General features: G+C 64.6%; 27 protein-coding genes and 1 riboswitch. Of the genes, 20 read left to right on the forward strand and 7 right to left on the reverse strand.

Translation table 11 applies throughout. From position 1 onward, the window contains the following. Positions 1-51: 51 nt before the first annotated feature. Positions 52-1,002, reverse strand: a complete 951-nt coding sequence (locus QFZ94_RS31220; protein WP_429461634.1) for a LysR substrate-binding domain-containing protein — start codon at positions 1,000-1,002, stop codon at positions 52-54. Positions 1,003-1,114: 112 nt separating this feature from the next. On the opposite strand from QFZ94_RS31220, the gene QFZ94_RS31225 reads away from it, so the two are divergent. From QFZ94_RS31225 to QFZ94_RS31295, 15 genes are all read left to right on the forward strand, one after another. Continuing rightward, entirely contained in the window at positions 1,115-1,606 is a 492-nt protein-coding gene (locus tag QFZ94_RS31225; protein WP_429461636.1) for a CidA/LrgA family protein, read from the forward strand. Continuing rightward, positions 1,603-2,328, forward strand: a complete 726-nt coding sequence (locus QFZ94_RS31230) for an LrgB family protein (RefSeq protein WP_368586349.1) — start codon at positions 1,603-1,605, stop codon at positions 2,326-2,328. Before QFZ94_RS31225 ends, QFZ94_RS31230 begins: the two co-directional genes overlap by 4 nt. A 61-nt stretch (positions 2,329-2,389) precedes the next feature. After that, positions 2,390-2,524, forward strand: a riboswitch (S-adenosyl-L-homocysteine riboswitch). A gap of 33 nt (positions 2,525-2,557) precedes the next feature. Then, the gene (gene ahcY / locus QFZ94_RS31235) at positions 2,558-3,976 is read left to right on the forward strand and encodes an adenosylhomocysteinase (RefSeq protein ID WP_368586350.1); all 1,419 of its coding nucleotides are present in this window, start codon (positions 2,558-2,560) and stop codon (positions 3,974-3,976) included. A gap of 175 nt (positions 3,977-4,151) precedes the next feature. Further along, positions 4,152-4,505 (forward strand): phage holin family protein, encoded by a 354-nt coding sequence (locus tag QFZ94_RS31240; RefSeq protein ID WP_018432546.1) that lies wholly within the window; start codon positions 4,152-4,154, stop codon positions 4,503-4,505. Positions 4,506-4,516: 11 nt separating this feature from the next. Further along, entirely contained in the window at positions 4,517-5,347 is an 831-nt protein-coding gene (gene metF / locus QFZ94_RS31245; RefSeq protein WP_176110677.1) for a methylenetetrahydrofolate reductase [NAD(P)H], read from the forward strand. 173 nt (positions 5,348-5,520) lie between these two features. Beyond that, positions 5,521-7,164, forward strand: a complete 1,644-nt coding sequence (locus QFZ94_RS31250) for an ABC transporter substrate-binding protein (RefSeq protein WP_429461639.1) — start codon at positions 5,521-5,523, stop codon at positions 7,162-7,164. 203 nt (positions 7,165-7,367) lie between these two features. Next, complete coding sequence (locus QFZ94_RS31255; RefSeq protein WP_429461641.1) at positions 7,368-8,999, forward strand: ABC transporter substrate-binding protein; 1,632 nt, start codon at positions 7,368-7,370, stop codon at positions 8,997-8,999. A 140-nt stretch (positions 9,000-9,139) separates the two neighbouring features. Continuing rightward, positions 9,140-10,150: an ABC transporter permease subunit gene (locus QFZ94_RS31260; protein WP_429461643.1), complete on the forward strand. Its 1,011-nt coding sequence runs from the start codon at positions 9,140-9,142 to the stop codon at positions 10,148-10,150. 8 nt (positions 10,151-10,158) lie between these two features. After that, complete coding sequence (locus QFZ94_RS31265; RefSeq protein ID WP_176124541.1) at positions 10,159-11,076, forward strand: ABC transporter permease subunit; 918 nt, start codon at positions 10,159-10,161, stop codon at positions 11,074-11,076. A gap of 2 nt (positions 11,077-11,078) precedes the next feature. Next, positions 11,079-12,083 carry an ABC transporter ATP-binding protein gene (locus QFZ94_RS31270; protein ID WP_368586353.1) on the forward strand — a complete coding sequence of 335 codons (1,005 nt, stop codon included), beginning with the start codon at positions 11,079-11,081 and terminating at the stop codon, positions 12,081-12,083. Further along, a complete protein-coding gene (locus tag QFZ94_RS31275; RefSeq protein WP_429461646.1) occupies positions 12,080-13,099 on the forward strand; it encodes a peptide ABC transporter ATP-binding protein in 1,020 nt (339 codons plus the stop codon). Before QFZ94_RS31270 ends, QFZ94_RS31275 begins: the two co-directional genes overlap by 4 nt. Then, on the forward strand, positions 13,092-14,351 hold the full coding sequence (locus QFZ94_RS31280) for a TraB/GumN family protein (RefSeq protein ID WP_429461648.1): 1,260 nt from the start codon (positions 13,092-13,094) through the stop codon (positions 14,349-14,351). The genes QFZ94_RS31275 and QFZ94_RS31280 overlap by 8 nt, the downstream gene beginning before the upstream one ends. 204 nt (positions 14,352-14,555) lie before the next feature. Continuing rightward, positions 14,556-15,032, forward strand: coding sequence for an Hcp family type VI secretion system effector (locus QFZ94_RS31285; protein ID WP_429461650.1), 477 nt, complete (start codon positions 14,556-14,558; stop codon positions 15,030-15,032). Between the two features lie 3 nt (positions 15,033-15,035). Continuing rightward, positions 15,036-15,518, forward strand: a complete 483-nt coding sequence (locus QFZ94_RS31290) for a DUF2778 domain-containing protein (RefSeq protein WP_429461652.1) — start codon at positions 15,036-15,038, stop codon at positions 15,516-15,518. Then, the gene (locus QFZ94_RS31295; RefSeq protein ID WP_410852171.1) at positions 15,515-15,793 is read left to right on the forward strand and encodes a hypothetical protein; all 279 of its coding nucleotides are present in this window, start codon (positions 15,515-15,517) and stop codon (positions 15,791-15,793) included. The genes QFZ94_RS31290 and QFZ94_RS31295 overlap by 4 nt, the downstream gene beginning before the upstream one ends. 86 nt (positions 15,794-15,879) lie before the next feature. Here the strand turns inward: QFZ94_RS31295 and QFZ94_RS31300 are convergent, their stop codons facing one another. The 5 genes from QFZ94_RS31300 to pxpB all read right to left on the reverse strand — a co-directional run bounded on the left by QFZ94_RS31300 (position 15,880) and on the right by pxpB (position 20,288). Next, positions 15,880-16,836: a DUF979 domain-containing protein gene (locus QFZ94_RS31300; RefSeq protein ID WP_368586356.1), complete on the reverse strand. Its 957-nt coding sequence runs from the start codon at positions 16,834-16,836 to the stop codon at positions 15,880-15,882. Further along, a complete protein-coding gene (locus QFZ94_RS31305; RefSeq protein ID WP_368586357.1) occupies positions 16,833-17,606 on the reverse strand; it encodes a DUF969 domain-containing protein in 774 nt (257 codons plus the stop codon). The genes QFZ94_RS31300 and QFZ94_RS31305 overlap by 4 nt, the downstream gene beginning before the upstream one ends. A 206-nt stretch (positions 17,607-17,812) precedes the next feature. After that, the gene (gene pxpA / locus QFZ94_RS31310; protein WP_368586358.1) at positions 17,813-18,565 is read right to left on the reverse strand and encodes a 5-oxoprolinase subunit PxpA; all 753 of its coding nucleotides are present in this window, start codon (positions 18,563-18,565) and stop codon (positions 17,813-17,815) included. Positions 18,566-18,585: 20 nt separating this feature from the next. Then, complete coding sequence (locus QFZ94_RS31315) at positions 18,586-19,638, reverse strand: biotin-dependent carboxyltransferase family protein (protein ID WP_429461655.1); 1,053 nt, start codon at positions 19,636-19,638, stop codon at positions 18,586-18,588. After that, positions 19,635-20,288, reverse strand: a complete 654-nt coding sequence (gene pxpB / locus QFZ94_RS31320; protein ID WP_429461657.1) for a 5-oxoprolinase subunit PxpB — start codon at positions 20,286-20,288, stop codon at positions 19,635-19,637. The genes QFZ94_RS31315 and pxpB overlap by 4 nt, the downstream gene beginning before the upstream one ends. Before the next feature lie 210 nt (positions 20,289-20,498). Between pxpB and QFZ94_RS31325 the strand changes: the two genes are divergently transcribed. After that, on the forward strand, positions 20,499-21,011 hold the full coding sequence (locus QFZ94_RS31325; RefSeq protein ID WP_018418717.1) for a winged helix DNA-binding protein: 513 nt from the start codon (positions 20,499-20,501) through the stop codon (positions 21,009-21,011). 50 nt (positions 21,012-21,061) lie between these two features. Here QFZ94_RS31325 and QFZ94_RS31330 read toward each other — a convergent pair whose 3' ends face one another. Then, complete coding sequence (locus tag QFZ94_RS31330; protein ID WP_410852168.1) at positions 21,062-21,604, reverse strand: 5-formyltetrahydrofolate cyclo-ligase; 543 nt, start codon at positions 21,602-21,604, stop codon at positions 21,062-21,064. Between the two features lie 77 nt (positions 21,605-21,681). On the opposite strand from QFZ94_RS31330, the gene QFZ94_RS31335 reads away from it, so the two are divergent. From QFZ94_RS31335 to QFZ94_RS31350, 4 genes are all read left to right on the forward strand, one after another. Then, positions 21,682-23,649: a lytic transglycosylase domain-containing protein gene (locus QFZ94_RS31335; protein WP_368586362.1), complete on the forward strand. Its 1,968-nt coding sequence runs from the start codon at positions 21,682-21,684 to the stop codon at positions 23,647-23,649. Positions 23,650-23,731: 82 nt separating this feature from the next. Continuing rightward, positions 23,732-24,685 (forward strand): complex I NDUFA9 subunit family protein, encoded by a 954-nt coding sequence (locus QFZ94_RS31340; protein ID WP_368586363.1) that lies wholly within the window; start codon positions 23,732-23,734, stop codon positions 24,683-24,685. Between the two features lie 40 nt (positions 24,686-24,725). Further along, on the forward strand, positions 24,726-25,379 hold the full coding sequence (locus tag QFZ94_RS31345; RefSeq protein ID WP_429461660.1) for a glutathione S-transferase family protein: 654 nt from the start codon (positions 24,726-24,728) through the stop codon (positions 25,377-25,379). Beyond that, positions 25,376-26,608: a multifunctional CCA addition/repair protein gene (locus QFZ94_RS31350; RefSeq protein ID WP_368586365.1), complete on the forward strand. Its 1,233-nt coding sequence runs from the start codon at positions 25,376-25,378 to the stop codon at positions 26,606-26,608. Before QFZ94_RS31345 ends, QFZ94_RS31350 begins: the two co-directional genes overlap by 4 nt. Positions 26,609-26,621: the final 13 nt, after the last annotated feature.

The raw sequence follows: 26,621 nt of genomic DNA on the forward strand, positions 1-26,621 counted from the left end.
ACGCGGCGGCGCAGTGCAACCGCCCGCCGCGCTTCATTCATGCGCGGGTAGCTAAGCTTCGTCCGGCGCCGCGATTCCGTTGAAGCCGATTCCCGGTCCGAGCATGAAATCGTCGCTGATGTGCGTCGGCAGTGTTTCCCGCGCGACGTCGAGCCATGCGCGCGCCGCGTGCGACAGATAGCCGTTGCGGCGCCAGCCGATTGCCATTTCCCACGGTATCTCCGGTTCGACGACCGGGCGGCAGGTGAACTGCGCGGGATCGAGCCGCCGGCAATAGGGCGCGGGCAGCAGCGCGATGCCGACGCCGGCCAGCACCAGTGCCGCCATGAAGTCCCAATGCCCGCTGCGCCCGACGATCGCCGGCGCAAATCCCGCCGCGCGGCACGCGTTCAGCACGACGTCGTTCAACGCGAGGCTCTCGCCGTAAAACACAAACGGCTCGGTGGCGAGCTGCGCGAGCGGCACCTCGTTCGACGCGTCCCAGCGCGAGCCGCTGCGCGCAACGAGCCACAGCAACTGGCGCGACATCGGCAGCACGTCGATGTTGTCGGGATCGACCGGCTGCAGCACCCCGCCGAGTTCCAGCTCGCCGTTGATCAGCGCGGCTTCGATTGCGCGCGAGCCCTGCTCGAACAGCTTCAGTTCGATCTTCGGATAGCGCTGGCGGAATGCGGCGATTGCGGGCGTGAAGAGCTCACCGCCCATCGGCGGGATGCCGATGGCGAGTTCGCCGCGCCCGAGCGTGTCGAGATCGTTCAGCTCGGCCTGCAGTTGCGCGTGCGCGGCGAGCACGTCCTGGCCGCGCTGATAGACGATCCGGCCGACGTCGGTCAGCACCATCTGACGGCCGTCGCGCAGCAGCAGCGGCGAGCCGATTTCATCTTCCAGCGACTTGACCATCTTGCTGATGGTCGGCTGCGTGACGAACATCTGCTCGGCGGCGACCGTGAAGCTCTGCTGACGGACCACTTCGACGAAATAGCGCAGCGCGCGGAGTTCCATGATCGTGGCCTCCAGAATTCCAGTTTGGAATGGTTTCGATGATTGTAAGTCATTTTGTTTATGGCGCGGCGCGCTGCATACTGAGTGCCTTCCGAGTCAGCCAAGGAATGCCATGTCCACGCCAGTTTTCGTCCGTTCCGCCCCTCCCGCCGATGGCGGTTCGAGCGGCCGCGCGGATGGCATCGGCCGGGTCGCACGCATCGCCGTGCAAAGCGCCGCGATCGCCGCGCTGTGGATCGGCGCCGATTTCATCGTGCGACGGCTTCATCTGCCGGTGCCGGGCGGCGTGCTCGGCCTCGTCGTGCTGCTCGCGCTGCTGTTTTGCGGCGGCGTCGCGCCGCGCTGGGTCAAGGCCGGCGCGGACTGGCTGCTGTCCGACATGCTGCTGTTCTTTATACCGGCCGCGGTCGCCGCCGTGCAATACGGCGGCCTGTTCCGCGCGGACGGCTTGCGTCTTGCGCTGGTCGTGATCGCCGGCACGCTGATGGTGATGGTCGCGGTGGCGTTCGCCGTCGATCAGGCCGCGCGCGTCGAACGGCGTTTCGCGCTGCGCCGCGTGCGGGTTGCGCGCGAGGCAGGCAGTCTGTCGCGCGAGCGCCGATGAGCCCGCACATTCTCGCTTCGCTGCTGGCCGACGACGCCTCGCGCCTGATCGCGGCAGGTTGCCTCGCGCTGACGATCGCGCTGTATTTCGCGTCGAAGGCGTTGTATGCGCGCGTGCGCTCGCCATGGCTCACGCCGATGCTGACCGTGCCGGCCGCGCTCGTCGCGATCGTCGCGCTCGCGCACATTCCCTATTCGCTGTACTTCGAGGACACGCGCTGGCTGATGTGGCTGCTCGGCCCCGCGACGGTCGCGTTCGCCGTGCCGATCTACGAGTACCGCGCATTGCTGAAGCGTCACTGGATCTCGCTGTCCGTCGGCGTGACGGTGGGCATTCTGGTCGGCGTCGGCGGCTCGCTGGTGCTCGCGAAGCTGCTGCATCTGTCGCCGGAATTGCAGCGCAGCCTGATGACGCGCTCGGTGTCGACGCCGTTCGCGCTCGCCGTATCAGACAGGATTCACGCGCCGAAGGATCTGAGCGCGCTGTTCGTGATCGCGACGGGCGTCTGCGGCATGCTGTTCGGCGAACTCGTGCTCGCGTTCATGCCGCTGCGCACGCGGCTCGCGCGCGGCGCGCTGTTCGGTGCGGCCGCGCATGGCGTCGGCACCGCGAAGGCACGCGAGATCGGCAGCGAGGAGGGCGTCGTGTCCAGCCTGACGATGATGATCGCCGGCGTCGCGATGGTGCTGCTCGCGCCGATGCTGGGCCTGCTGCCGATCTGAAGCGGCGCGCCCACCATCCCGCGCGCGCCGAAGTCATCTCGATTTGCTACAATCGCCGTTCGTCTTCGAGGAGCGTTGCGACGGGTACCGCGAATCCACATTCGCCGGCCGCCCGCCAGGCTCGAAGGCTTCAATCGGCAGCATGGAATGCGCATCACGCGAATCCGTGCGTTGCCTCAAACCGCGCTCACGTCACATTTCTAGTCAATTTCTTAGAAAGGAGGGCGTGATGAACGCCGCAGTCATCGATTCCCAAAAGCAGGATTACGTCGTTGCAGACATGTCGCTCGCCGCGTGGGGCCGCAAGGAACTCACGATCGCCGAGACCGAAATGCCCGGCCTCATGCAGACGCGTGAAGAGTACAAGGCGCAGCAGCCGCTGAAGGGCGCGCGCGTCGCCGGCTCGCTGCACATGACGATCCAGACCGGCGTGCTGATCGAGACGCTGACCGCGCTCGGCGCGGACGTGCGCTGGGCCTCGTGCAACATCTTCTCGACCCAGGACCATGCGGCCGCCGCAATCGCGCAGGCCGGCACGCCGGTGTTCGCGTTCAAGGGCGAGTCGCTCGACGAATACTGGGAGTTCTCGCACCGCATCTTCGAATGGCCGAACGGCGAGTTCGCCAACATGATCCTCGACGACGGCGGCGACGCAACGCTGCTGCTGATCCTCGGCTCGAAGGCCGAGAAGGACCGCTCGGTGATCGCCAAGCCGACCAACGAGGAAGAAGTCGCGCTGTACAAGTCGATCGCCGCGCACCTCGAGGTCGACCCGACGTGGTACTCGAAGCGCCTCGCGGCAATCAAGGGCGTCACCGAAGAAACCACCACCGGCGTGCATCGTCTGTACCAGATGGAAAAGGAAGGCCGTCTGCCGTTCCCGGCCATCAACGTCAACGACTCGGTCACGAAGTCGAAGTTCGACAACCTGTACGGCTGCCGCGAGTCGCTGGTCGACGGCATCAAGCGCGCGACCGACGTGATGATCGCCGGCAAGATCGCGGTCGTGGCGGGCTACGGCGACGTGGGCAAGGGCTGCGCGCAATCGCTGCGCGGTCTGGGCGCGACCGTGTGGGTCACCGAAATCGATCCGATCTGCGCACTGCAAGCGGCGATGGAAGGCTACCGCGTCGTGACGATGGAATACGCGGCGGATAAAGCCGACATCTTCGTGACCGCAACCGGCAACTATCACGTGATCAACCACGATCACATGAAGGCGATGCGTCATAACGCGATCGTCTGCAACATCGGCCACTTCGACTCGGAAATCGACGTCGCGTCGACCCGTCAGTACCAGTGGGAAAACATCAAGCCGCAAGTCGACCACATCATTTTCCCGGACGGCAAGCGCGTGATCCTGCTGGCCGAAGGCCGTCTCGTGAACCTCGGCTGCGCGACGGGCCACCCGTCGTTCGTGATGTCGAACTCGTTCACGAACCAGACGCTCGCGCAGATCGAACTGTTCACGCAGGGCGCGAAGTACGAGAACAAGGTGTACGTGCTGCCGAAGCACCTGGACGAGAAGGTCGCGCGTCTGCATCTGGCGCGTATCGGCGCGAACCTGACCGTGCTGTCCGACGCGCAGGCCGGCTACATCGGCGTCGACAAGAACGGTCCGTTCAAGCCGAACCACTATCGCTACTAAGTAGGCGGCCGCCCGCGGGTTCGAGGCGCGCTTCGCGCGCCCGGCCAAGCGGACGGCGGTGAAAAGTTTGACGGTCTGATCTCGGGGCGGCGCGCAATGCGCCGCTTTGTTCGACAGCGCCGCTTTTCATTTGCTGGACATCTTCCCCGCACAGGTGCTTACAAGGAGTTCTAACATGACCGTGCTGCTGACCTGGCTCATCAACGCGCTCGCGCTGCTGATCATCACCTACATCGTTCCGTCGATCCACATCCGTAGCTTCGGCACCGCGCTGATCGTCGCTATCGTGCTCGGTCTCATCAATGCGGTGATTCGGCCGGTACTGATCCTGCTGACGCTGCCCGTCACGATCCTCACGCTCGGACTCTTCATTCTGGTCGTCAATGCGCTGTGCTTCTGGCTGGCCTCGTCGCTGTTGAAGGGCTTCGAGGTGTCGGGCTTCTGGTCGGCGTTCTTCGGCTCGATCCTGTACAGCATCGTGTCGTGGCTGCTGTCCGCGCTCATTTTCGGCAACCGCAGTCTCGGTTGACCTTATTCACTATGAATCCGATCGAACTCTCATTCGAATTCTTCCCGCCGAAGACGCAGGAAGGCATCGACAAACTGCGCGCGACCCGCGCGCAACTCGTGTCGCTCAAGCCGAAGTTCGTGTCCGTCACGTTCGGCGCCGGCGGCTCGACCCAGCAAGGCACGCTCGATACCGTCATCGACATGGCGAAGGAAGGGCTCGAGGCGGCGCCGCACCTGTCGTGCATCGGCTCGTCGAAGGAAAGCCTGCGCGCGATTCTTAACGAGTACCGCGCGCACGGCATCCGCCATATCGTCGCGCTGCGCGGCGACCTGCCCTCGGGCATGGGCGCGGTCGGCGAGCTGCGCTATGCGTCGGAGCTCGTCAGCTTCATCCGCGCCGAGTTCGGCGACTGGTTCTGGATCGAGGTGGCGGGCTACCCGGAATACCATCCGCAGTCGCGCTCGCCGCGTCACGATCTGGAGAATTTCGCACGCAAGGTGAAGGCCGGCGCGAACTCGGCGATCACGCAGTACTTCTTCAACGCGGACGCATACTTCCGTTTCGTCGACGATGCGCGCCAGCTCGGCGTCGACGTGCCGATCGTGCCCGGCATCATGCCGATCACGAACTTCTCGCAGCTGATGCGCTTCTCCGAAATGTGCGGCGCCGAAGTACCGCGCTGGATCGCGCGCCGGCTCGAGAGCTTCGGCGACGATCGCGAGTCGATCCGCGCGTTCGGGCTCGACGTGGTGACGGATCTGTGTCAACGGCTCGTCGACGCGAAGGTGCCCGGCCTGCACTTCTATACGCTGAACGCGGCCACGTCGACCAAGGCGATCTGCGAACGGCTCGCCGTGTAACGGCCATGCCCGCGCGGCTGCAACGGCCGCGCGGTCCCCGTCAGGCTGGCGTGGGTCTCGAATTTGTCCCAAATAGCGTGGTAAGTCCCTGTTGAAGCTCATTTTTGGGCTGTCTATCATCGAAAAGCAGCTACCCCGGCTGCTGTGCGGAGGACGATATGACAGTGACAAGAATGACTGCGGCACACCGACTGTTCGCGCTTCACCAGTTCTGCCTGCCGGCTCTCGCCGCGCTCGCGGTCGCCACGAGCGGCCTCGCGCCCGCCGCGTCGCAGGCGGCCACGCTGCCCGACAAGACGCTGATTTTCTGCTCCGAAGGCAGCCCGGCGGGCTTCGATACCGCGCAATACACGACCAGTGTCGAGTTCAGCGCCGGCTCGTACACGGTCTACAACCGGCTCGTCGAGTTTGCGCATGGCAGCACGGACATCGAGCCGGGACTCGCCGAAAAGTGGGACGTGTCGGCCGACGGCCTCACCTATACGTTCCATCTGCGCCGCGGCGTCAAATTCCAGACCACGTCGTATTTCAAGCCGACCCGCGAATTCAACGCGGACGACGTCGTGTTCACCTACGAGCGCATGCTCGATCCCGAGAATCCGTTCCGCAAGGCGTATCCGGTCAATTTCCCGTACTTCAACGATCTCGGTCTCGCGAAGAACATCGCCAAGATCGAGAAGGTCGATCCGTACACGGTGCGCTTCACGCTGAAGGAAGTCGACGCGCCGTTCCTGCAGCAGATCGCGATGCCGTTCGCCTCGATCCTGTCGGCTGAATACACGGATCAGCTGCTGAAGGCGGGCAAGGCGTCGGATATCAACCAGTACCCGGTCGGCACCGGTCCGTTCATCTTCCGCAGTTATACGAAGGACGACACCATCCGCTTCGACGGCAATCCCGACTACTGGAAGCCGGGCGTCGCGAAGGTCGGCAAGCTGATCTTCGCGATCACCGTCGATCCGGCCGTGCGCCTGCAAAAGCTGAAGCGGGGCGAATGCCAGGTGATGTCGTACCCGCGGCCGGCCGACATCGCGACCGTGAAGGCCGATGGGTCGCTCGCGATGCCGAGCGAAGTGGGCTTCAACCTCGGCTATATCGCATACAACACCACCAAAAAGCCGCTCGACAACGTGCTCGTGCGCCGCGCGCTCGACATGTCGGTCAACAAGAAGGCGATCATCGAAGCGGTCTACCAGGGGGCGGGCCAGCTCGCGACCAACCCGATGCCTCCGACGCAATGGGGCTACGACAAAAGCCTGAAGGACGCGCCGTACGACGCCGACAAGGCGAAAGCGCTGCTGAAGGAGGCGGGCTTCCCCGACGGCTTCGAGCTGACGCTGTGGGCGATGCCGGTGCAGCGCCCGTATAACCCGAACGCGCGCCTGATGGCCGAAATGCTGCAGTCGGACTGGGCGAAGATCGGCGTCAAGGTGAATATCGCCACGTACGAGTGGGGCGAGTACATCCGCCGCGCGCACGCCGGCGAGCATCAGGCGATGCTGATCGGCTGGACCGGTGACTATGGCGACCCCGACAACTGGCTCGGCGTGTTGCTCGGCTGCGACGCGGTCAACGGCAGCAACTTCTCGAAGTGGTGCTACAAACCTTACGACGATCTGATCAAGCAGGGCCGCAGCACCACCAAGATGCCCGATCGGCTGAAGGCCTACACCCAGGCTCAGGAAATCTTCAAGGACCAGGTGCCGTTCACGCCGATCGCGCATTCGACCGTGTATCAGCCGATCAGCAAGAACGTGACGGGCTTCAAGATCGATCCGTTCGGACCGACGCAATTCCTGGAGGTCGGGGTGAAGTAAGCGGACGCTGCGCGCTTTTTGCGCCGCTTTCGTCGCCGGGCGGCTCGAACGGGCCGTCCGGCCCGCGACAGTACCGCGGCAAAACGTTTGCACGAAGTGTTTCCTATCGTCAACAGAGGGATTTTGCTCCGCTTGGTGGCCGGCCCAAGCTCAAGTAATATCCCGCTACGCCGGCGCAAGCCGGCCCTGAACCTGGAGGAAACATGAAGCAAAACAATCTGTTGCGCGTCGCGCGTGTGTCTACGCTCGTCGCAGCCGCAGCGGCATCCCTGCTTGGCGTCACGAGCGCGCAGGCCGCTGGGATTCCGAACAAAACCCTCGTCTACTGCTCGGAAGGCAGTCCCGCGGGTTTCGATCCGGCCCAATACACGACGGGCGTCGACTTCACGGCCAACACGTTCACCGTCTATAACCGCCTCGTCGAATTCGAGCGCGGCGGCACCAAGGTCGAACCCGGCCTCGCCGAGAAGTGGGACGTGTCGCCCGATGGCAAGACCTACACGTTCCATCTGCGTCATGGCGTGAAGTTCCAGACCACCTCGTTCTTCAAGCCGACGCGCGAATTCAACGCGGACGACGTGGTGTTCTCGTTCCAGCGCATGCTCGACCCGAACCAGCCGTTCCGCAAGGCGTATCCGGTGCAGTTCCCGTACTTCACCGACATGGGCCTCGACAAGCTGATCACGAGCGTCGAGAAAGTCGACCCGTACACGGTCAAGTTCACGCTGAAGGAAGTCAACGCGCCGTTCATCCAGAATCTGGCGATGGAATACGCGTCGATCCTGTCGGCCGAATATGCGGATCAGCTGCTCAAGGCAGGCAAGGCCGCCGATATCAATCAGTTCCCGGTCGGCACCGGTCCGTTCATCTTCCGCAGCTACACGAAGGACGCGACGATCCGCTTCGACGGCAATCCAGAATACTGGAAGCCGAACGCGGTGAAGATCTCGAAGCTGATCTTCTCGATCACGCCGGACGCCGGCGTGCGCGTGCAGAAGATCAAGCGCGACGAATGCCAGGTGATGAGCTATCCGCGTCCGGCCGACATCGCGCCGCTGAAAGCCGAGCCGAACATCGACATGCCGTCGCAGCCCGGCTTCAACCTCGGCTACCTCGCGTACAACGTGTCGCACAAGCCGGTCGACAAGCTCGAAGTGCGTCAGGCGCTCGACATGGCGATCAACAAGAAGGCGATCATCGACTCGGTCTACCAGGGCGCGGGCCAGCTCGCGACGAACCCGATGCCGCCGACCCAATGGTCGTTCGTCAAGAATCTGCCGGCAGCATCGTACGATTCGGCCAAGGCGAAGGATCTGCTGGCGAAGGCCGGCTACCCGAACGGCTTCGACATCACGCTGTGGGCGATGCCGGTGCAGCGCGCGTACAACCCGAACGCTCGTCTGATGGCGGAAATGATCCAGGCGGACTGGGCGAAGATCGGCGTGAAGGCGAAGATCGTCACGTACGAATGGGGTGAGTACATCAAGCGCGCGCACGCGGGTGAACACGACTCGATGCTGATCGGCTGGACCGGCGACAACGGTGATCCGGACAACTGGCTCGGCACGCTGCTCGGCTGCGAGGCGATCAACGGCAACAACTTCTCGAAGTGGTGCTACAAGCCGTTCGACGATCTGATCCAGAAGGGCCGCACGACTTCGGACGTGCCGACTCGCACGAAGATCTACGGCGACGCTCAGCACATCTTCGCGCAGCAACTGCCGTTCTCGCCGATCGCGCACTCGACCGTCTATCAGCCGGTCAGCAAGAAGGTGGTCGACATGCGCATCGAACCGCTCGGCTATGCGCGATTCGACGGCGTCAGCATCAAGTAATTCGTAAAGTTCGCACAGTACGCCGCAGTAGAGTACGCTTTCGCACGGTTAGAAAACTGGTCGAAATGGTCCGGCGACCGGGGTCACGAGCCCTCGTCGCCGGTTGCGTTTTTTCATCACCAGTACCATAGGAGCGAACCATGTTCCGCTTCGTTTTGCGCCGCATCGGCATGGTGATACCGACGTTCATCGGCATCACGATCCTTGCGTTCGCGCTGATTCACCTGATCCCGGGCGACCCCATCGAAGTGATGATGGGCGAGCGCGGCGTCGATCCGGCCATGCATGCGGCCGCGATGCACCGCCTCGGGCTCGACGAGCCCTTGCCGATCCAGTACTTCCACTACATCGTCCGTGCGTTGCACGGCAACCTCGGCACTTCGATCATCACCAACACCAGCGTGATGGGCGAATTCCTCGCACGCTTTCCCGCCACCGTCGAACTGTCGATGTGCGCGATGCTGTTCGCGCTGATCGTCGGCCTGCCGGCGGGCGTGTTTGCGGCACTGAGGCGCGGCACGGTGGTCGATCACGGCGTGATGGGCACCGCGCTGACCGGCTACTCGATGCCGATCTTCTGGTGGGGCTTGATCCTCATCATGGTGTTCTCGGTCAAGCTCGGCTTGACGCCAGTGTCGGGCCGCATCGCAGTCGAATACGACATTCCGCACGTGACCGGCTTCATGCTGATCGACTCGCTGATGTCCACCGACGAAGGCGCGTTCAAGTCCGCGTTGAGCCATCTGATCCTGCCCGCGATCGTGCTCGGCACGATTCCGCTCGCGGTGGTCGCGCGCATGACGCGCTCGTCGATGCTCGAAGTGCTGCGCGAGGACTACATCCGCACCGCGCGTGCGAAGGGGCTGTCGCCGGGACGCGTGATCGTCGTGCATGCGCTGCGCAATGCGCTGATTCCGGTCGTTACGGTGATCGGTTTGCAGGTCGGCACGCTGCTTGCCGGCGCGGTGCTGACCGAAACGCTGTTTTCATGGCCGGGCATCGGCAAGTGGCTGATCGATGCGATCGGCCGGCGCGATTATCCGGTCGTGCAGGGCGGTATCCTGCTGATCGCGACGCTGGTGATCGTCGTGAACCTCGTCGTCGATCTGTTGTACGGCGTGCTCAACCCGCGCATTCGCCATACGAGGTAATCACGACCATGGCTGACATTCAAAACACCGTCCCCCAAGCGGTCACCCCACCGAGCGGCCGCGCCATCGCGGCGCGCGAATTCTGGGCGAACTTCTCGCGCAACCGCGGCGCGGTCGGCGCGGGCATCATCGTGCTGGTGCTGATCTTCATCGCGATCTTCGCGCCGCTGATCGCGCCGCACAGCCCGATCGAGCAGTATCGCGACTCCGTGAAGATTCCACCCGCGTGGCTCGACGGCGGCAACTGGAAGTTCATTCTCGGCACCGACGAAGCGGGCCGCGACATCCTCTCGCGTCTGATGTACGGCGCGCGGCTGTCGTTCTGGATCGGCTTCGTGTCGGTCGTGCTCGCGCTGATTCCGGGCATCGTGCTCGGCCTCATCGCCGCGTTCTTCGAGAAATGGGCCGACACGCCGATCATGCGCATCATGGACGTGCTGCTCGCGCTGCCGTCGCTGCTGCTCGCGGTCGCGGTGGTCGCGATCATCGGTCCGGGTCTCGTCAACACGATGCTCGCGATCGCGATCGTCGCGCTGCCGGGCTATGTGCGTCTGACGCGCGCGTCCGCGCAAGGCGAATTGCAGAAGGAGTATGTGACCGCTTCGCGGGTCGCGGGTGCGAGCACGTTGCGGCTGATGTTCTCGCAGGTGCTGCCGAACTGCACCGCGCCGCTGATCGTGCAGGCCACTCTCGGCTTTTCGTCGGCGATTCTCGATGCCGCCGCGCTCGGCTTTCTCGGCCTCGGCGTGCAGCCGCCGTCGGCGGAGTGGGGCGCGATGCTTGCGTCGGCGCGCGATTACATCGACAGTGCATGGTGGATCGTCACGATGCCTGGCCTGTCCATCCTGATCTCGGTGCTTGCGATCAACCTGCTCGGCGACGGGCTGCGCGACGCGCTCGACCCCAAACTGAAACGGATGGCCTGAACATGAGCAATCTACTGACCATCCGCAATCTCGCGGTCAACTTCGGCGGCTTGCCCGCGGTCGACCGCATCAATCTGGACGTCGCGCCGGGCGAAGTGCTCGGCGTGGTCGGCGAATCGGGCTCGGGCAAGAGCGTGACGATGATGGCGTTGATGGGCCTGATCGACGCGCCCGGCAAGGTCACGGCCGACGAAATCACGTTCGACGGCAAGAATCTGCTGAACGCCTCCGCGAAGGAACGCCGCAAGATCATCGGCAAGGACATCGCGATGGTGTTCCAGGACGCGCTGACGAGCCTGAATCCGAGCTACACGGTCGGCTATCAGATCAAGGAAGTGCTGAAGCTGCACGAAGGCTTGCGCGGCAGCGCGCTCGACAAGCGCGCGCTCGAACTGCTCGACCAGGTCGGCATTCCCGATGCGAAGAACCGCATCGGCGCGTTTCCGCATCAGATGTCGGGCGGCATGAACCAGCGCGTGATGATCGCGATGGCGATCGCCTGCAACCCGAAGCTGCTGATCGCCGACGAGCCGACCACCGCGCTCGACGTGACGATCCAGGCGCAGATCATGGAACTGCTAATGCGCCTGCAGAAGGAACGCGGCATGGCGCTCGTGCTGATTTCGCACGATCTGGCCGTGGTGTCCGAGGTCGCGCAGCGCGTCGCCGTGATGTATGCGGGCGAGGTGATCGAGACGAACAAGGTGCCCGACATCTTCGCCGCGCCTCATCATCCGTACACGGAAGCGCTGCTGGCCGCGATTCCCGAGCACAACGTGGGCGCGGTGCGGCTCGCGGCGCTGCCGGGCATGGTGCCGGGCCGCGACGACCGGCCCAAGGGCTGCCTGTTCGCGCCGCGCTGCAAATACGTGGTCGATGACTGCATGAAGGCGCGGCCCGCGCTCGCTGCGCTGCCCGCTCACGCCGATTTCACGCGCGTGCGCTGCATCAAGCCGCTGAACCTCGAGAAGGACGCCAACGTTCACACGCAAGGAGGCGCCCGATGAGCGCAGCACTCGAAATCCGTCGTCAGCCGGATCGTCCTGGCGATCACGTGCTCGTCGCCGACCAGCTCGCGCGCTACTACACGGTCAAACGCAGCATGTTCGCGCACGGCACGGTGAAGGCGCTGAACGGCGTGTCGTTCGCGCTCGAACGCGGCAAGACGCTGGCGGTGGTCGGCGAGTCCGGCTGCGGCAAGTCGACGCTCGCGCGTCAGCTGACGATGATTGAAACGCCGAGCGCGGGCCGCCTGCTGATCGATGGCGAAGACGTGGCCGGGGCGAATCACGAGAAGATTGCGGCGCTCAGGCGGCGCGTGCAGATGGTGTTCCAGAACCCGTTTGCGTCGCTCAATCCGCGCAAGACCGTCGAGCAGACGCTCGGCGAGCCGCTCGCGATCAACACGCAGATGAGCGCGACCGAGCGCGCCGAGCGCATCGCGCAGATGATGCGCACGGTCGGCTTGCGGCCCGAGCACGCGAAGCGCTATCCGCACATGTTCTCCGGCGGCCAGCGTCAGCGGGTCGCGATCGCGCGCGCGATGATCCTCGATCCGCAGATCGTAGTCGCCGACGAACCTGTGTCCGCGCTCGACGTGTCGATCCAGGCGCAGATCCTGAACCTGTTCATGGACCTGCAGGACGAGTTCAAGACGAGCTACGTGTTCATCTCGCACAACCTGTCGGTGGTGGAGCATATCGCCGATGACGTGATGGTCATGTACTTCGGCGGCGTCGCCGAGCTCGGCGACAAGAAGCGCATCTTCTCGAAGCCGCGCCATCCGTACACGCGCGCGCTGATGTCGGCGACCCCGTCGATCTTCGAGGCGGACCGCACGATCAAGATCAAGCTGCAAGGCGAAATGCCATCGCCGCTGAATCCGCCGTCGGGCTGCACGTTCCATCAGCGCTGTCCGTACGTGATCGACCGCTGCCGCAGCGAGGTGCCGAAGCTGCGTGAAGTGGATGGGCGCCTCGTCTCGTGTCACCGCGCCGAAGAGGTGGGGGACGTGGATGCCTGATGGGGTGGCGGCGCGTCGTCTTGCGCGCCGCTTGTGTGAGGGCGGCGGGATAGCCGCCTTCGCGCGGCGCCGCGGGGCGCGTGCGCCGGGAGGCGCCGCGCCCTGCGGCGCATTTGCTGGAAGCTTCGTCAGCGAGTTTTTTCGCACGTTTTTCTGCGCGTTTGTCGATGCGCTCGCGCGCGCATTGTTCTCCATATTTCTTCCCGCGTCGCTGTCCGTTTTTTTGCGCGTAGGCTGCGCGCTGTCGGTCGGCGCGGCCGTGCCCGGCATCGCTGACGCGGCCGGCGCGGCGGCCAACACGCCAGCCCCCGCGGCCCAGGCGGCCCGGCCGGCGGTTAATGTGCCAACCACGCCACCGCCGTCGATTGCTCCGCCCCCGGTCCCTGGCACCACCGCGAGCGGACCGGTGCGTCAGCAACCGGCGCGCATGCCGTTCTATGTCGCGACACGCGGCAATATCACCATCTATGTGCTCGGCACGCTGCACGTCGGCGATCCGGCCGACTATCCGGCGGCGCAGCCGTTCCGCGCGCCGATCCTCGCGGCGCTCGCCGCGTCGCCGACACTCGCGCTCGAACTGTCGCCCGACGAACTGCTGGTGTCGCAGGACGACGTCTCCAAGTACGGCGTGTGCAAGCACGACTGCCTGCCGGGCCTGCTGCCCGAGCCGTTGTGGCACAAGCTCGCGCTGCGGCTGCGCGGCAACCCGGCCGCGCTCGATGCGATCAAGAAGATGCGGCCGTGGCTTGCGTCGCTGGTGGTCGAGACCTACGACTCGCTGTCAGCGGGTCTGCAAACTGAGTACGGTACCGAAGCGCAATTGCAGAACGTGTATCTGAAGACGCGCGGCAAGATCGTCGGACTCGAAACGCTCGCACAGCAGATGCGTTCGTTCACCGGACTGTCGGCCGCGCAGCAGCGTGAGATGCTCGCACAGGACCTGGTGCAGACGCCGGCGCAGAACGTCCAGGACGTGCGCACGCTGCATCGGCTATGGCAGGTCGGCGATGCCGATGCGATCGCCGCGTGGCAGACCGCTAAATCGGAGAAGCTCGCGCGCGATCCGCGCATCTCCGATTCGATCGACAACCGCATCGTCTATGAGCGCAATCGCCGCTTCGTCGCGAAGATGCTGCAGCTCGCCGCGCCGAACAAGCCGCTGTTCGTCGCGATCGGCGCGCTCCATCTGGGTGGACCGAAGGGCGTGCTGCAGCTGTTGCGGCAGCACGGCTTCGTGGTGGAGGCGGGGTGAGCCGGGTCGAGGCTACAGCCGTCGCGGCCGGGCGCATTGTCGACATTGTGCTTCACTGTTTACGTGAGCTGCGCCACGGTCGCCGCGATCTGTCCGGGCCGGCTCCTGCGCATTTTTCGGACGAATCCGAGTCGTGCCACATCCTACGCCTGTTAGCTTCGTCAAAAGTTCTCAGCAAGCGACTAACAGGAAGGAAATCCAACGATGGCACAGGACATCTTTATCAGGATCGACGGTATCGATGGCGAATCGCAGGATGCGGCTCATCTCAACGAGATCGATGTAATCGGATGGCGCTGGCAAGTTGCACAGCCGGCGGGGATGCTCGCGGGTTCAAGCGGACGTGTTCCAAAAGCCACCGTTTCCGATCTTGAATTTACTCATCTGATGGACCGTGCGAGTCCGAATTTGGCCAGATACTGCTTCTCTGGAGAGCGCATCCCCGAAGCGAAACTCACGGTGCGAAGAGCCGGCGGTATCCCTCACGAGTACGCGAAAATCACGATGTACGACGTAATCGTCTCTTTTGTTGAACCGATTGGAGGCGGTCAGTGCTGCCACGAACAGGTGCGTTTGTCATTTGCGCGAATGAAGCACGAGTACATCTTGCAGAACAGTCATGGCGGAAGCGGCGGCACAGTGACTGCCCTCATAGACATCAGGGCAAACAGGCAGAGTTAATAAATGCCTGTATCTTGCACTTTCACATTAAATCGACGCCCGATGTCGAGTTTGCTTTGTCCCGGTTTTGGTGGTGTCCCTGCATTTTCAGGTAAAGGGCGATATATCGATGACCCAGATTCCGCGAAAGTGGTAAGCGCGGGCGCTATTCCCAAAGGCGAGTACTACATCGTCGATAGGGAAAGCGGGGGGCAGCTCGGTTGGCTCTGGGATGCTGTCAAAGACCTATTGGCGGACACGCATCGCAGGGAATGGTTTGCTCTGTATCGCTATGAGCAACACATTGATGATTGGACGTTCGTAGACGGTGTGCGACGCGGAAACTTTCGGTTACACCCGGTAGGGCGACCCGGAGAGAGCGACGGTTGCATTACGCTTTCGTCCCGCGAGCAGTTCAAGGCGCTGCGGTCATACTTTAAAGCACAGCCGCCCGCGTTTATCCCCGGGACGACGACCAGATACTACGGTACCATCGACGTGAAATGAAAAAGGCGCTGATTTGTGTTGCGCTCGCACTGGCGATGACGCTGCCCATCGCAGTGGGAATTGCCCGCATGCCGGGTATTGATGAATGGTTTGCGAGCGGCGCGGGCTCTGAGTTTTTTGCCCCGCTTTTCGAAATGCTGGATTCGGTTGGCGGAGAAAACAACACGGACATCATCGTCGCAACGTTGCTCGTTGTCAGTTTTTTTGTCTCGCTGATGTTGGCCGTTGCTTTGTTAGCGATCGTTAGTCATTTGCGTCGTACGCATCGCCGTTGATTGGACATCTGAAGCTTCCGGACGGCGAGGTACTGCCTCAGATGGGCAGCACCTCGTCGATACGAAGAAAAAGGTTCAAAAAGACGCTACAGAAACATCAAAAAGTTCAACAGAAAAATATTGATCACCAGCAGCGTCAACGCGGTCGGAATCTGCGCCTTGATCACCGCATTCTTGTCGGGTAATTCGAGCAGCGCGACCGGCACCATGTTGAAGTTTGCGGCCATCGGCGTCATCAGCGTGCCGCAGTAGCCGGAGAACATGCCGATCGCGGCCATCACGGCCGGGTTGCCGTGGAACACGCCGACGAGGATCGGCACGCCGACGCCGCCCGTCATCACCGGAAACGCGGCGAAGCCGTTGCCCATCACCATCGTGAACAGCGCCATGCCGATGCAGTACACGGCCACCGCGACGAAGCGGTAGTCGAGGCTGATATACGACGTCGTCACGTGCGCGACCGCCTTGCCGACGCCCGCGTCCGAGAACACGAGGCCGAGCATGCCGAGCATCTGCGGCAGCACCGCCGCCCACGACAGCGCATCGACGAGGCGGCGCGCTTCCTTCATCGACTGACCGACCGTGTCGCGTGTAATCACACAGGCGATCGCGAGCGCGATCACGCAGCCGAGACCGAAGCCGATCAGCGTGACGTTGGCCTTCTCGATCAACGGCACACCGCCGAACACAAGATGACTTGCCGCCAACGTGATGATCACGGTGACGATCGGAATCGTCAGCGCGGGCACGAACAGCCTGTTGCGCAGACGCGCGGCGCTCGCTTGACGCGCTTCGAGCGACAGCGTCTTGGGCTTGCCCGCGGTGACGCCGCCGAAGCCCGCGATCAGCGCCATCGCGATCACCGCGACGCCGACCACGGCCGGCGGCAGGCGGTCGCCGATCAGGAAGATCAGCGCGTAAAGAATCCAGAAGCCGCCCGCAGTGAAGCGGCGCGGATGCTGGCGGTCCATAACGATCATGCCGCCGACGATCAGCAGCACGATGCCGAGCAACCAGAACAGATAGGTGATCGTGAAGGTCATGCTTCGTCTCCGGTAGCACGCGTGCCCGACGACGGCGTCGATGTGGCAGTCGCTTTCGCGCTCGAGGTACCGTCCGGCACCTTGCCGCGCAATTCACGCTCGAGCCGCCGGTCGAGCAGCCAGAGCCGGAAGCCATGCACGATGAACGCGCTGATCGCGGTCGGAATGCCCCACACCGCCACGTGAATCGGCTCGACGACGATGCCCGCTTCCTTCAGGAAGGTCGTCATCAGCACGATCGCGCCGAACGCGACGAAGATGTCCTCACCGAAAAAGAGCCCGACGTTGTCGGTTGCGGCCGAGAACGCGCGCAGCCGGAAGCGCACCGCGTCGCTGATCTTGCCGAATCGGTTCTCGGTCGCGCCCTCGGCCATCGGCGCGATCAGCGGACGCACCATCTGCGGATGGCCGCCGAGCCCGGTCAGGCCGACCGCGGCGGTCAGCTCGCGCACGGCCAGATAGACGATCAACAGACGCCCGGCGGTCGCCGCCTTGATGCCGCTGATCCACGCCTGCGCACGCTCGCGCAGGCCGTGTCGTTCGAGCAGGCCGATCACCGCGAGCGGCAGCAGGATGATCAGTGGGATATTGCGTGTCTTGATGAAGCCGGTGCCGATCAGAGCGAGGATTTTTTCCGGCGGGAAATGCGCGGCGAAACCGGTGATGATCGCGGCCACGGCGACGATCAGCATCGGATTGAAGCGCAACAGAAAGCCAACGATGATGACGGCCACACCGATGAGCGGCCATAGACTGACGGTTGTCTGCATCAGGGTCTCCAAAGAGGTAATTCAACTTCGCCGCGGGTGGCGGCTGACGTGAACCGGTGCATGCGGCCCCATGCGCCGGCGTGCTGCCGCGGCTCTGCGGCCGCGTCGAACTCTCTTCACCTACCCCGCGGATGCGCGTGCGTCGGCATCGGCGGGTTTGCAGCGGGCATCACCGCGCGCGGTGTGCACGGCGGCGATGCGAACGCTCAGACGCGCGCGACGCCCGCCGGGTGCACTTCGATGCCGGCCTCGGCGAGCGCGTCCCGAATGCGTCGCGCGAACGCGAGCGCGTGCGGGCCGTCGCCGTGCAGGCAGATGGTTTGCGCCTTCAACGGCACCCACTGTCCGTCGACGGCCTTCACGCGTTGCTCGCGGATCATCGTAAGCGTGCGCGCGAGCACTTCGTCCTCGTCCTCGAGCAGCGCGCCCGGCTCCTTGCGCGGCACCAGCGAGCCGTCGGCGCGATAGCCGCGGTCGGCGAACACTTCCTCGATCGCGGTCAGGCCCGCGTTGCGCGCGGCGCTGACGAGCCCGCTGTTGGCGAGCGCGAACACCGCCACCGACGGATCGAAGTCGTGCACCGCGGAGACGATCGCGTCGGCGATCTTCGCGTCGCGCGCGGCCTGGTTGTACAGCGCGCCGTGCGGCTTCACGTGCGCGATGCGTCCGCCCTCGGCCTGCGCGATCGCCGACAGCGCGCCGAGCTGATACAGCACGCCCGCGTAGATCTCGCCCGCCGGCAAATCCATTTCCTTGCGGCCGAAATTCTCGGGATCGTTGAAGCTCGGATGCGCGCCGATCGACACGCCTTTTTGCACGGCCCAGCGCACGCAATCGCGCATCGCGTTGGGTCCGCCCGCATGCCAGCCGCATGCGATGTTGGCCGAGCTCACGAGGTCGAGCAGCGCCTCGTCGGAGCCGCAGCCTTCGCCGAGATCGGCGTTCAGATCGATTTCCATGGGGATTCCTTTATTCACCGTTACAGCGCCGCGAGCGCCGCCTGGCGCGTGCAACGCTCTTCATGCATCGCGATCGCGGCATCGATCTGCCGCAGATACGTGCGTTCTTCCAGTAAAGCCTGGCGCGCCTCATAGGGCGTCGTCGGGATGAAACGGACCGCCGCGTTCAGGCGCACCTGCGCGAGCTTCCACAGATCGGCCTGGATCACCGCGCCGATCTTCGGATAGCCGCCGGTGGTCTGCGCGTCGCTCATCAGCACGATCGGCTGACCGTTCGGCGGCACCTGGATCGTGCCGGGCAGCACCGCGTGCGACAGCAGATCGGTCTTGTGCGTGCGTTTGAGTTCCGTGCCGGCAAGGCGGTAGCCCATGCGGTTACTGTTCGGCGTGACGAGCCACTCGTCGGACCAGAACGACTGCTGCGCATCCGTGGTGAAGCTGTCGTATTCGGGGCCGCGCAGCACGCGGATCGGTATCGCCCACGGCACGCCCGACGGATGCCGGCCGCGCCGCAGCGGCTCGGGGACCAGCACGAACTTGCACCATGTGGGCGCCTTCACGCCGAACGCGGGCGCCTCCGGCGCGAAGCCGAGGTGGCCGCGCTGCGGCGGCACGCCGACCGGCAGACGGTCGCCATCGTTGAGCGCGCGGCCGCCGAGTCCGCCGAAACGGCCGGCGAGATCGGTGCTGCGCGAGCCGAGCATCGGCAGCACGTCGATGCCGCCCGCCACGCACACATACCCGCGCATGCCGCGCTTCGCCGCGTTCAGCACGAGCTCCTGGCCGGCCTGCACGGGCATGCTCCACCATGAATAGACCGGCTTGCCGTCGAGCGTCGAGCCGAAGTCGGGGCCGGCGATCGCCACGCGGGTTGCGCGCAGAAAGCGCAGCACGGTCGGTCCGAAGGTGATTTCGAGGCCGGCCGCATCCGGGCGATTGCCGACCAGCCGGTTGCCGACTTCGAGCGACAACCGGTCGAGCGCACCACCCATCGCGACACCGAGATGCCGGTAGCCGTGGCGGCCGAGGTCCTGGATCGTGGTCTGGAGACCCGCGCGGATCACGTCGATCATGCGTGCATCCCCGCGATCGTGAAGCGCACCCGGTCGCCGGGCTGCAGCAGGGTGGGCGGGCGGCGCGCCGGGTCGAACAGCGCCACTTCGGTGCGGCCGATCAGCTGCCAGCCGCCCGGCGACACCGCCGGATAGATGCCGGTCTGCTCGCCGCCGATGCCGACCGAGCCCGCCGGCACTTCGAGCCGTGGCGACGCGCGGCGCGGCGTGTGCAGCGCCGCGTCGAGCCCACCCATATAGGCGAAGCCGGGCTGGAATCCGAGAAAGAACACCACGTAGGCGCCGCCCGCATGACGCTCGACGACCTCGCGCGCGCTCAAGCCCGTATGTTCGGCGACCGCCTGCAGATCGGGGCCGAATGCGCCGCCGTACTGCACCGGAATTTCGACGTCGCGTGTGGGCGCGGCGGTTTCTTCCGCTGCGTTCCAGGCCGTCAGCAACTGCTCGCCGAGCGCGTCGGCGTCGGTTGCGAGCGGGTCGAACACGAGCGTCAGATTGTTCATACCGGGCACGACCTCGAGCACCTGCGGCCAGTCGCGCGCGGCTTCAGCGGCGGCCCACACGCGCTGCTGGCACTCCAGCGTGGCCGGCGGGGGCGCTTCGCAGACGAGCGCGGTATCGCCGAGCGGAAAGATTCGTGGTTGGCTCATGAGTGGGCGGCCCGCATCGAGTCGGAAAATGAGCCGGACAGCGCGGCACGTTGGCGCATGTCCGGCACGGAGTCGGCAACGTTTCGGGAGTACATTATCAATAAAATATTGACGATTTATCAATAAGCGTTTTTGCCAGGCTCGTCGGCGACGGGGCATCGTCGTACACTTGCGACACTTTTCCATCCCAATTCGTCACGGGAACCTCGTATGACGCGTCATCCCACCAAGATCGTTTCGTCGGAACACCTCGTCTCCGAGAGCAGCGCGGAGCTGTCCGAACTCGAATACGCGCTGATCATGGCGGGCAATGCGTTCAACCGCTGGATGGTGCGCTGCATGTCGGCGGCCGGCGACAAGGACATGACCGCGATCGAGGTGTCGCTGCTGCACCACGTGAGCCATCGCGAGCGCCGCAAGAAGCTCGCGGACATCTGCTTCGTGCTGAACATCGAAGACACGCACGTCGCGACTTACGCGTTGAAAAAGCTCGTAGCTAGAGGGTACGTAAAAAGCGAAAAGACCGGCAAGGAAGTGTTTTTTTCCGCAACCGACGCGGGCCGCGAGCTATGCCTGAAGTATCGCGAGGTGCGCGAGAACTGCCTGATCTCGACGCTCAAGGAAAGCGGCCTGACCAACCAGCAGATCGGCGAGGCCGCGCAGTTGATGCGCAATGCGTCGGGGCTGTACGACACGGCGGCGCGCGCGGCCGCTTCGCTGTAACGACGAAATAGCGCGAAAACGCCGAGCGTCACACGGCGCGCATCGCGAGTTCAGTCCGGCAGCGCCGGATGAAACCCCGCTTCGGTCACGATCAGATCGAGCGGAATGTCGTGCGCCTCGCGTTCCAGCGTGTCGGTGCGGCACGCTTCGTACGCGATGCCGACCGTGATCGGCTTGTGCGCGGTCGGCCAGGCGGCCAGCGTGCGGTCGTAATAGCCGCCGCCATAGCCGAGCCGATAGCCGTCCGAGTCGAAACCCACGCAGGGCACGAACAGCAGCTCGGGCAGCACGACGCGCCCCGAAGTGGGCTCGGCAATCTTGTGATGACCGATTTTCATCGGCGTCGCGGGCGTCCACGCATGGAATTCGAGTGCCATGCCGCGTTCTTTAATGATTGGCAGACTGGCTTCGTGATGCGAATCCGCGGCGAGCCAGATCCCGATCGCGCCGCGCGCGTCGAACTCGCCGGCGAGCGGCCAGTAGAATCCGGCGCTGCGTACCGCATAGTGCTTCAGCGCGTCGAGCATTCGACGCCCGAGCGCGGCATTCTTCGACGGCTCGGAAGCCGCTTGCAGACGGCTTTCCAGCAACATCCGGCGCAGCGCCTTTTTGGTTGCGGGGACAGGGTTGCATGCTATGCTTGGGTCCAATTCGCGCTCCAGAAACAACGATGTCAAAACGCCTTTTTCGAGTATATCGCGCGGCCGGTATCGCGCTGGCCGCAGCGGCACTCGTGGCCTGCAGTACTGCCTCGGCCGTCAAGCCCCTCCCGATCTCCCAACTCACGAACGACGACCAGATTTTCGTCCAGCTTCGCGAAGCCGCGCGCACTAACGACGCAGCGCGCGCAGCCCAGCTCGCGAGCATGATCCCGGATTATCCGGCGCCCTCGTATCTGGAGTACTTCCAGATCAAGCCGCAGCTGTTCGATTCGACCGGCCATGCGCGCATCGACGCGCCGGATGCGCCGGTGCTCGCGTTCCTGCAGAAGTACGACGGCCAGGCGATCGCGGATCGCATGCGCAACGACTATCTGACCGTGCTCGGCACGCGCCACGACTGGCGCAACTTCGACCAGCAGTACGCGAAGTTCGTGCTCGACGACGACACTCAGGTCAAGTGCTACGCGCTCGAATCGCGCGCGTCGCGCGGCGAGAACGTCGCGGACGCGGCGCGCGCGCTGCTCGTCGATCCGAAGTGGTACGGCGACGGCTGCGTCGATCTGATCACGGTGCTCGGCGTGAACCATCAGTTCAGCAGCGACGACGTCTGGGCGCAGATCCGTCTCGCGTACGAGCAGAACTACACGAACACCGGCAGTAAGCTCGTCGACGCGCTCGGCGACCCGCCGCCCGACCCGGTGCTGTTCAGCCAGGCCGCCAATACGCCGCCGCTGCTGCTCGCGCGCGGCGTCGGACCGGACGCACAATCGCATCAGCTGGCGCTGCTCGCGATCACGCGCATGGCGCGCAACGATCCGGCCATGGCCGCGGCCACGTTCGCATCGGTCGCGCCGTCGCTGAATTCGCCGGAGCGCGCAATCGGCTGGGGCACGATCGGCTATCAGGGCGCGCTCAAGCAGATGCCTGCCGCGGTCGACTGGTTCCGGCTGTCGGCGAACGCGCCGCTGTCGAATCCCGCGTATGAATGGCGCACGCGCAGCGCACTGCTCGCCGGCGACTGGAACATGGTGCGCTGGTCGATCGAACAGATGCCCGAGTCGCTGCGCAAGCAGCCGTCGTGGGTGTATTGGCATGCGCGCGCGCTGAAGCAGGCCGGCGACACCGCGACGGCCAACCAGGAATTCCAGTCGATCGCGTCGAACTTCAATTTCTACGGCCAGCTTGCGCTCGAAGAACTCGGCCAGAAGATCACCGTGCCGCCGAAAACCACGGTCACCGACGCCGAAGTGCAGCAGGCCGGCACCACGCCGGGCTTCGATCTGGCGCAGCGCTTCTATGCGCTGAATCTGCGGCTCGAAGGCAATCGCGAGTGGAACTGGCCGCTGCGCGGCATGACCGACCGGCAACTGCTGGCGGCCGCCGAGTACGCGCGCCGTATCGAGCTGTACGACCGCACCGTCAACACTGCGGACCGCACGAAGAGCGAGCACGATTTTTCACTGCGCTATCTATCGCCGTTCCGCAACATCGTCGAGCAGGACGCGCAGTCGAGCGGGCTCGACGTCGAGTGGGCGTACGGGCTGATTCGTCAGGAGTCGCGCTTCATCATCAATGCGCGCTCGGATGTCGGCGCGGGCGGACTGATGCAGCTGATGCCGGCCACCGCGCAGCTGGTCGCGAAGAAAATCGGTCTGGGCCCGCTCTCGCGCGAGCAGATGAACGACATCAACACCAACATCCTGCTCGGCACGAACTACCTGGCGATGATCTACAATCAGTTCGACGGGTCCGCCGTGCTGGCCACCGCTGGCTACAACGCAGGTCCGGGCCGTCCGCGCAACTGGCGGCAGTCGCTGCAGCGCCCGGTCGAAGGGGCGGTGTTCGCCGAGACGATTCCGTTCCAGGAGACTCGCGACTACGTCAAGAATGTGCTGTCCAACACGGTCTACTACGCGGCATTGTTCGAAGGCCGTCCGCAATCGCTGAAGGCGCGCCTGGGTTACATCGCACCGTAAGCGCCTTGCCGCCGCAATCTCGTTTCGAGGTTGCGGCGCGCTTCGCCAGCCGTTGCCGCGGCTTCCATCAGGGAGTCGAAAAATGCGACATCAAGCTATCGCGGTCATCGGCGGCTCCGGATTCATCGGCAGCTACCTCGTCAACTCGCTCGTCGAAATGGGCAAGGATGTGCGCGTCGCCACACGGCGACGCTACAACGCGCGCCATCTGACCACACTGCCGATCGACGTGCTCGAAACCGACGTGTTCGATCCGGTGCAGCTCGCGCGCTTCGTCGAAGGAGCGGATTGCGTGATCAACCTCGTCGGTATCCTGAACGGCAAACGCGGCAAGCCTTATGGACCGGAGTTCGCGCATGCGCACGTCGAGTTGCCGACGCGCATCGTCGCCGCCTGCGAAGGCAAGGGCGTGCATCGGCTGATTCATCTGAGCGCGCTCGGCGCCAATCCGAGCGGCCCGAGCATGTATGCGCGCTCGAAGGGCGACGGCGAGAAAGCCGTGCATGCGGCGAACGTCGCATGGACGATCTTCCGTCCGTCCGTCGTGTTCGGACCCGAGGACGCGTTCCTGAACAAGTTCGCGTTTTTGCAGCGCGTGTTTCCGGCCATCCCGCTCGCGATGCCGGACGCGCAATTCCAGCCGGTCTATGTCGGCGACGTCGCGAAGGCGATCGTCAACGTGCTCGATATGGATGGCGCGGGCCGCCGCACCTACGAGCTCGGCGGCCCCACCGTCTATACGCTCGAAGACCTGGTGTCGTATTGCGGCGACGTGATCGGCAAGCATGCGCGCATCATCCGTCTGCCCGAGCCGCTCGCGCGGCTGCAGGCGCTGAGCTTCGAACTGGCGCCGGGCGAACCGGTGATTTCGCGCGACAATCTCGATTCGATGAAGGTCGCCAATATTCTGAGCGGGCCACTCGCGCCGGAGCTCGGACTCGAACCGGTCAGCATCGAAGCGATCGTGCCGACGTATCTGACCGGCGCGTCCTCGGGGTCGCGACTCGACACGTTCCGAGCCAGCGCGGGGCGCTGAACCCTCGCACAATCCCATCCAACACTCCCTGATAACAAGCATGAAACTGCTGATTGGTGACAAGAACTATTCGTCGTGGTCGATGCGTCCGTGGCTGCTGCTCACGGACTTCGGCATTCCGTTCGACGAGGAACTGATCCTGCTAAACGAAGCGGACACGAATGCGAAGATCCTCGCTCGGGCACCGCGCGGACCGGGCAAGGTGCCGTGCCTGATCGACGACGCGGGTCAGGCCGTGTGGGATTCGCTCGCGATCGCCGAAACGCTCGCCGAGCGCTTCCCGCAACACGCGCTGTGGCCGCGCGACGCGCCGGCGCGCGCGCATGCGCGCAGCGTCAGCGCCGAGATGCATTCGGGCTTCGGCGATTTGCGCTCGAAGATGTGGATGAACATCCGTGCGTCGTTCCCGGGCAAGAACGCGACGCCCGGCGCGCTCGCCGACATCGCGCGGATCGAGACGATCTGGCGCGACTGCCTCGACACCTACGGCGGTCCGTTCCTGTTCGGCGAATTCGGCATTGCCGACGCGATGTATGCGCCGGTCGCCATGCGCTTCAACACGTGGAAGCCGGCGTTGTCGCAGACCTCGGCCGCCTATGTCGAGCGGCTTACCGGGCTGCCCGCGGTCAATGCATGGATCGATGCCTCGCGCCGTGAAACGCACGCGATCGCCTATCAAGACGAATGCCCATGAATATCTATGCAGTAGGTGGCGCGGTCCGCGACGAGCTGCTCGGCGTACCGGTGCAGGACCGCGACTATGTGGTGGTGGGCGCGACGCCCGAGCAGATGGTCGCGCAGGGCTATCGGCCGGTGGGCAAGGACTTTCCGGTTTTCCTGCATCCGCAGACGCACGAGGAGTACGCGCTCGCGCGCACCGAGCGCAAGACGGCGGCCGGTTATCACGGCTTCCAGTTTTTCTATGCGCCCGACGTGACGCTCGAAGAAGATCTCGCGCGCCGCGATCTGACGATCAACGCGATGGCGCGCGAGGTGCGCCCGGACGGTGAGCTGACCGGCCCCGTCATCGATCCGTTCAACGGCCAGGCTGACTTGCAGGCGCGGCTCTTTCGCCATGTCAGCGATGCGTTCCTCGAAGATCCGGTGCGGATTCTGCGCATCGCGCGTTTCGCGGCGCGCTTCGTCGAATTCACGGTCGCGCCGGAAACGCTGGCGCTGATGCGCGAAATGGTCGCCGACGGTGAAGCCGATGCGCTGGTGGCCGAGCGCGTGTGGCAGGAAGTGTCGCGCGGATTGATGGAGAAGAAGCCGTCGCGGATGTTTGACGTGCTGCGCGAGTGCGGCGCGCTCGCGCGAGTTCTGCCGGAGATCGATGCGCTGTTCGGCGTGCCGCAGCGCGCCGACTATCACCCCGAAGTCGATACCGGTGTTCACGTGATGATGGTGCTGGACCATGCCGCGCAGCAGGGCTACACGCTGCCGGTGCGCTTCGCAGCGCTGACACACGACCTCGGCAAGGCGACCACGCCCGAGGAGCAACTGCCGCGGCACATCGGCCACGAGGGCCGCAGCGTCGATCTGCTCAAGCCGTTGTGCGAGCGGCTGCGCGTGCCGAACGAGTGCCGCGATCTCGCGGTGCTGGTCGCGCGCGAGCACGGCAATATTCATCGCGTGATGGAGATGGGGGCGGCAGCGCTGGTGCGCCTGCTCGAGCGCAGCGACGCGATCAGGAAGCCGGCGCGCTTCGCCGAGGCGCTACAGGCCTGCGAGTCCGATGCGCGCGGGCGGCTCGGCCTCGAGATGAGCGAGTACCCGCAGGCCGAGCGGCTGAGGGTGGCGCTGGTGGCCGCGCGAGGCGTGGATGCGGGAGCGGTCGCCAAGCGGCTCGCCGATGCGCCGGCGGGCATCAAGGACGCCGTGCATGAGGAGCGGGTGCGCGCGGTGCAAGCGGCGCTTGCCTGAAGCGGAGGTAACG

This window comes from Paraburkholderia sp. JPY465, assembly GCF_050436725.1.
Taxonomy (GTDB): domain Bacteria; phylum Pseudomonadota; class Gammaproteobacteria; order Burkholderiales; family Burkholderiaceae; genus Paraburkholderia; species Paraburkholderia youngii.

Bases quoted from the DNA above. Each gene is read 5' to 3' on its own strand.
- QFZ94_RS31220 (WP_429461634.1), bottom strand. From the start codon at position 1,002: ATGGAACTCCGCGCGCTGCGCTATTTCGTCGAAGTGGTCCGTCAGCAG.
- QFZ94_RS31225 (WP_429461636.1), top strand. From the start codon at position 1,115: ATGTCCACGCCAGTTTTCGTCCGTTCCGCCCCTCCCGCCGATGGCGGT.
- QFZ94_RS31230 (WP_368586349.1), top strand. From the start codon at position 1,603: ATGAGCCCGCACATTCTCGCTTCGCTGCTGGCCGACGACGCCTCGCGC.
- ahcY (WP_368586350.1), top strand. From the start codon at position 2,558: ATGAACGCCGCAGTCATCGATTCCCAAAAGCAGGATTACGTCGTTGCA.
- QFZ94_RS31240 (WP_018432546.1), top strand. From the start codon at position 4,152: ATGACCGTGCTGCTGACCTGGCTCATCAACGCGCTCGCGCTGCTGATC.
- metF (WP_176110677.1), top strand. From the start codon at position 4,517: ATGAATCCGATCGAACTCTCATTCGAATTCTTCCCGCCGAAGACGCAG.
- QFZ94_RS31250 (WP_429461639.1), top strand. From the start codon at position 5,521: ATGACTGCGGCACACCGACTGTTCGCGCTTCACCAGTTCTGCCTGCCG.
- QFZ94_RS31255 (WP_429461641.1), top strand. From the start codon at position 7,368: ATGAAGCAAAACAATCTGTTGCGCGTCGCGCGTGTGTCTACGCTCGTC.
- QFZ94_RS31260 (WP_429461643.1), top strand. From the start codon at position 9,140: ATGTTCCGCTTCGTTTTGCGCCGCATCGGCATGGTGATACCGACGTTC.
- QFZ94_RS31265 (WP_176124541.1), top strand. From the start codon at position 10,159: ATGGCTGACATTCAAAACACCGTCCCCCAAGCGGTCACCCCACCGAGC.
- QFZ94_RS31270 (WP_368586353.1), top strand. From the start codon at position 11,079: ATGAGCAATCTACTGACCATCCGCAATCTCGCGGTCAACTTCGGCGGC.
- QFZ94_RS31275 (WP_429461646.1), top strand. From the start codon at position 12,080: ATGAGCGCAGCACTCGAAATCCGTCGTCAGCCGGATCGTCCTGGCGAT.
- QFZ94_RS31280 (WP_429461648.1), top strand. From the start codon at position 13,092: ATGCCTGATGGGGTGGCGGCGCGTCGTCTTGCGCGCCGCTTGTGTGAG.
- QFZ94_RS31285 (WP_429461650.1), top strand. From the start codon at position 14,556: ATGGCACAGGACATCTTTATCAGGATCGACGGTATCGATGGCGAATCG.
- QFZ94_RS31290 (WP_429461652.1), top strand. From the start codon at position 15,036: ATGCCTGTATCTTGCACTTTCACATTAAATCGACGCCCGATGTCGAGT.
- QFZ94_RS31295 (WP_410852171.1), top strand. From the start codon at position 15,515: ATGAAAAAGGCGCTGATTTGTGTTGCGCTCGCACTGGCGATGACGCTG.
- QFZ94_RS31300 (WP_368586356.1), bottom strand. From the start codon at position 16,836: ATGACCTTCACGATCACCTATCTGTTCTGGTTGCTCGGCATCGTGCTG.
- QFZ94_RS31305 (WP_368586357.1), bottom strand. From the start codon at position 17,606: ATGCAGACAACCGTCAGTCTATGGCCGCTCATCGGTGTGGCCGTCATC.
- pxpA (WP_368586358.1), bottom strand. From the start codon at position 18,565: ATGGAAATCGATCTGAACGCCGATCTCGGCGAAGGCTGCGGCTCCGAC.
- QFZ94_RS31315 (WP_429461655.1), bottom strand. From the start codon at position 19,638: ATGATCGACGTGATCCGCGCGGGTCTCCAGACCACGATCCAGGACCTC.
- pxpB (WP_429461657.1), bottom strand. From the start codon at position 20,288: ATGAGCCAACCACGAATCTTTCCGCTCGGCGATACCGCGCTCGTCTGC.
- QFZ94_RS31325 (WP_018418717.1), top strand. From the start codon at position 20,499: ATGACGCGTCATCCCACCAAGATCGTTTCGTCGGAACACCTCGTCTCC.
- QFZ94_RS31330 (WP_410852168.1), bottom strand. From the start codon at position 21,604: ATGTTGCTGGAAAGCCGTCTGCAAGCGGCTTCCGAGCCGTCGAAGAAT.
- QFZ94_RS31335 (WP_368586362.1), top strand. From the start codon at position 21,682: ATGTCAAAACGCCTTTTTCGAGTATATCGCGCGGCCGGTATCGCGCTG.
- QFZ94_RS31340 (WP_368586363.1), top strand. From the start codon at position 23,732: ATGCGACATCAAGCTATCGCGGTCATCGGCGGCTCCGGATTCATCGGC.
- QFZ94_RS31345 (WP_429461660.1), top strand. From the start codon at position 24,726: ATGAAACTGCTGATTGGTGACAAGAACTATTCGTCGTGGTCGATGCGT.
- QFZ94_RS31350 (WP_368586365.1), top strand. From the start codon at position 25,376: ATGAATATCTATGCAGTAGGTGGCGCGGTCCGCGACGAGCTGCTCGGC.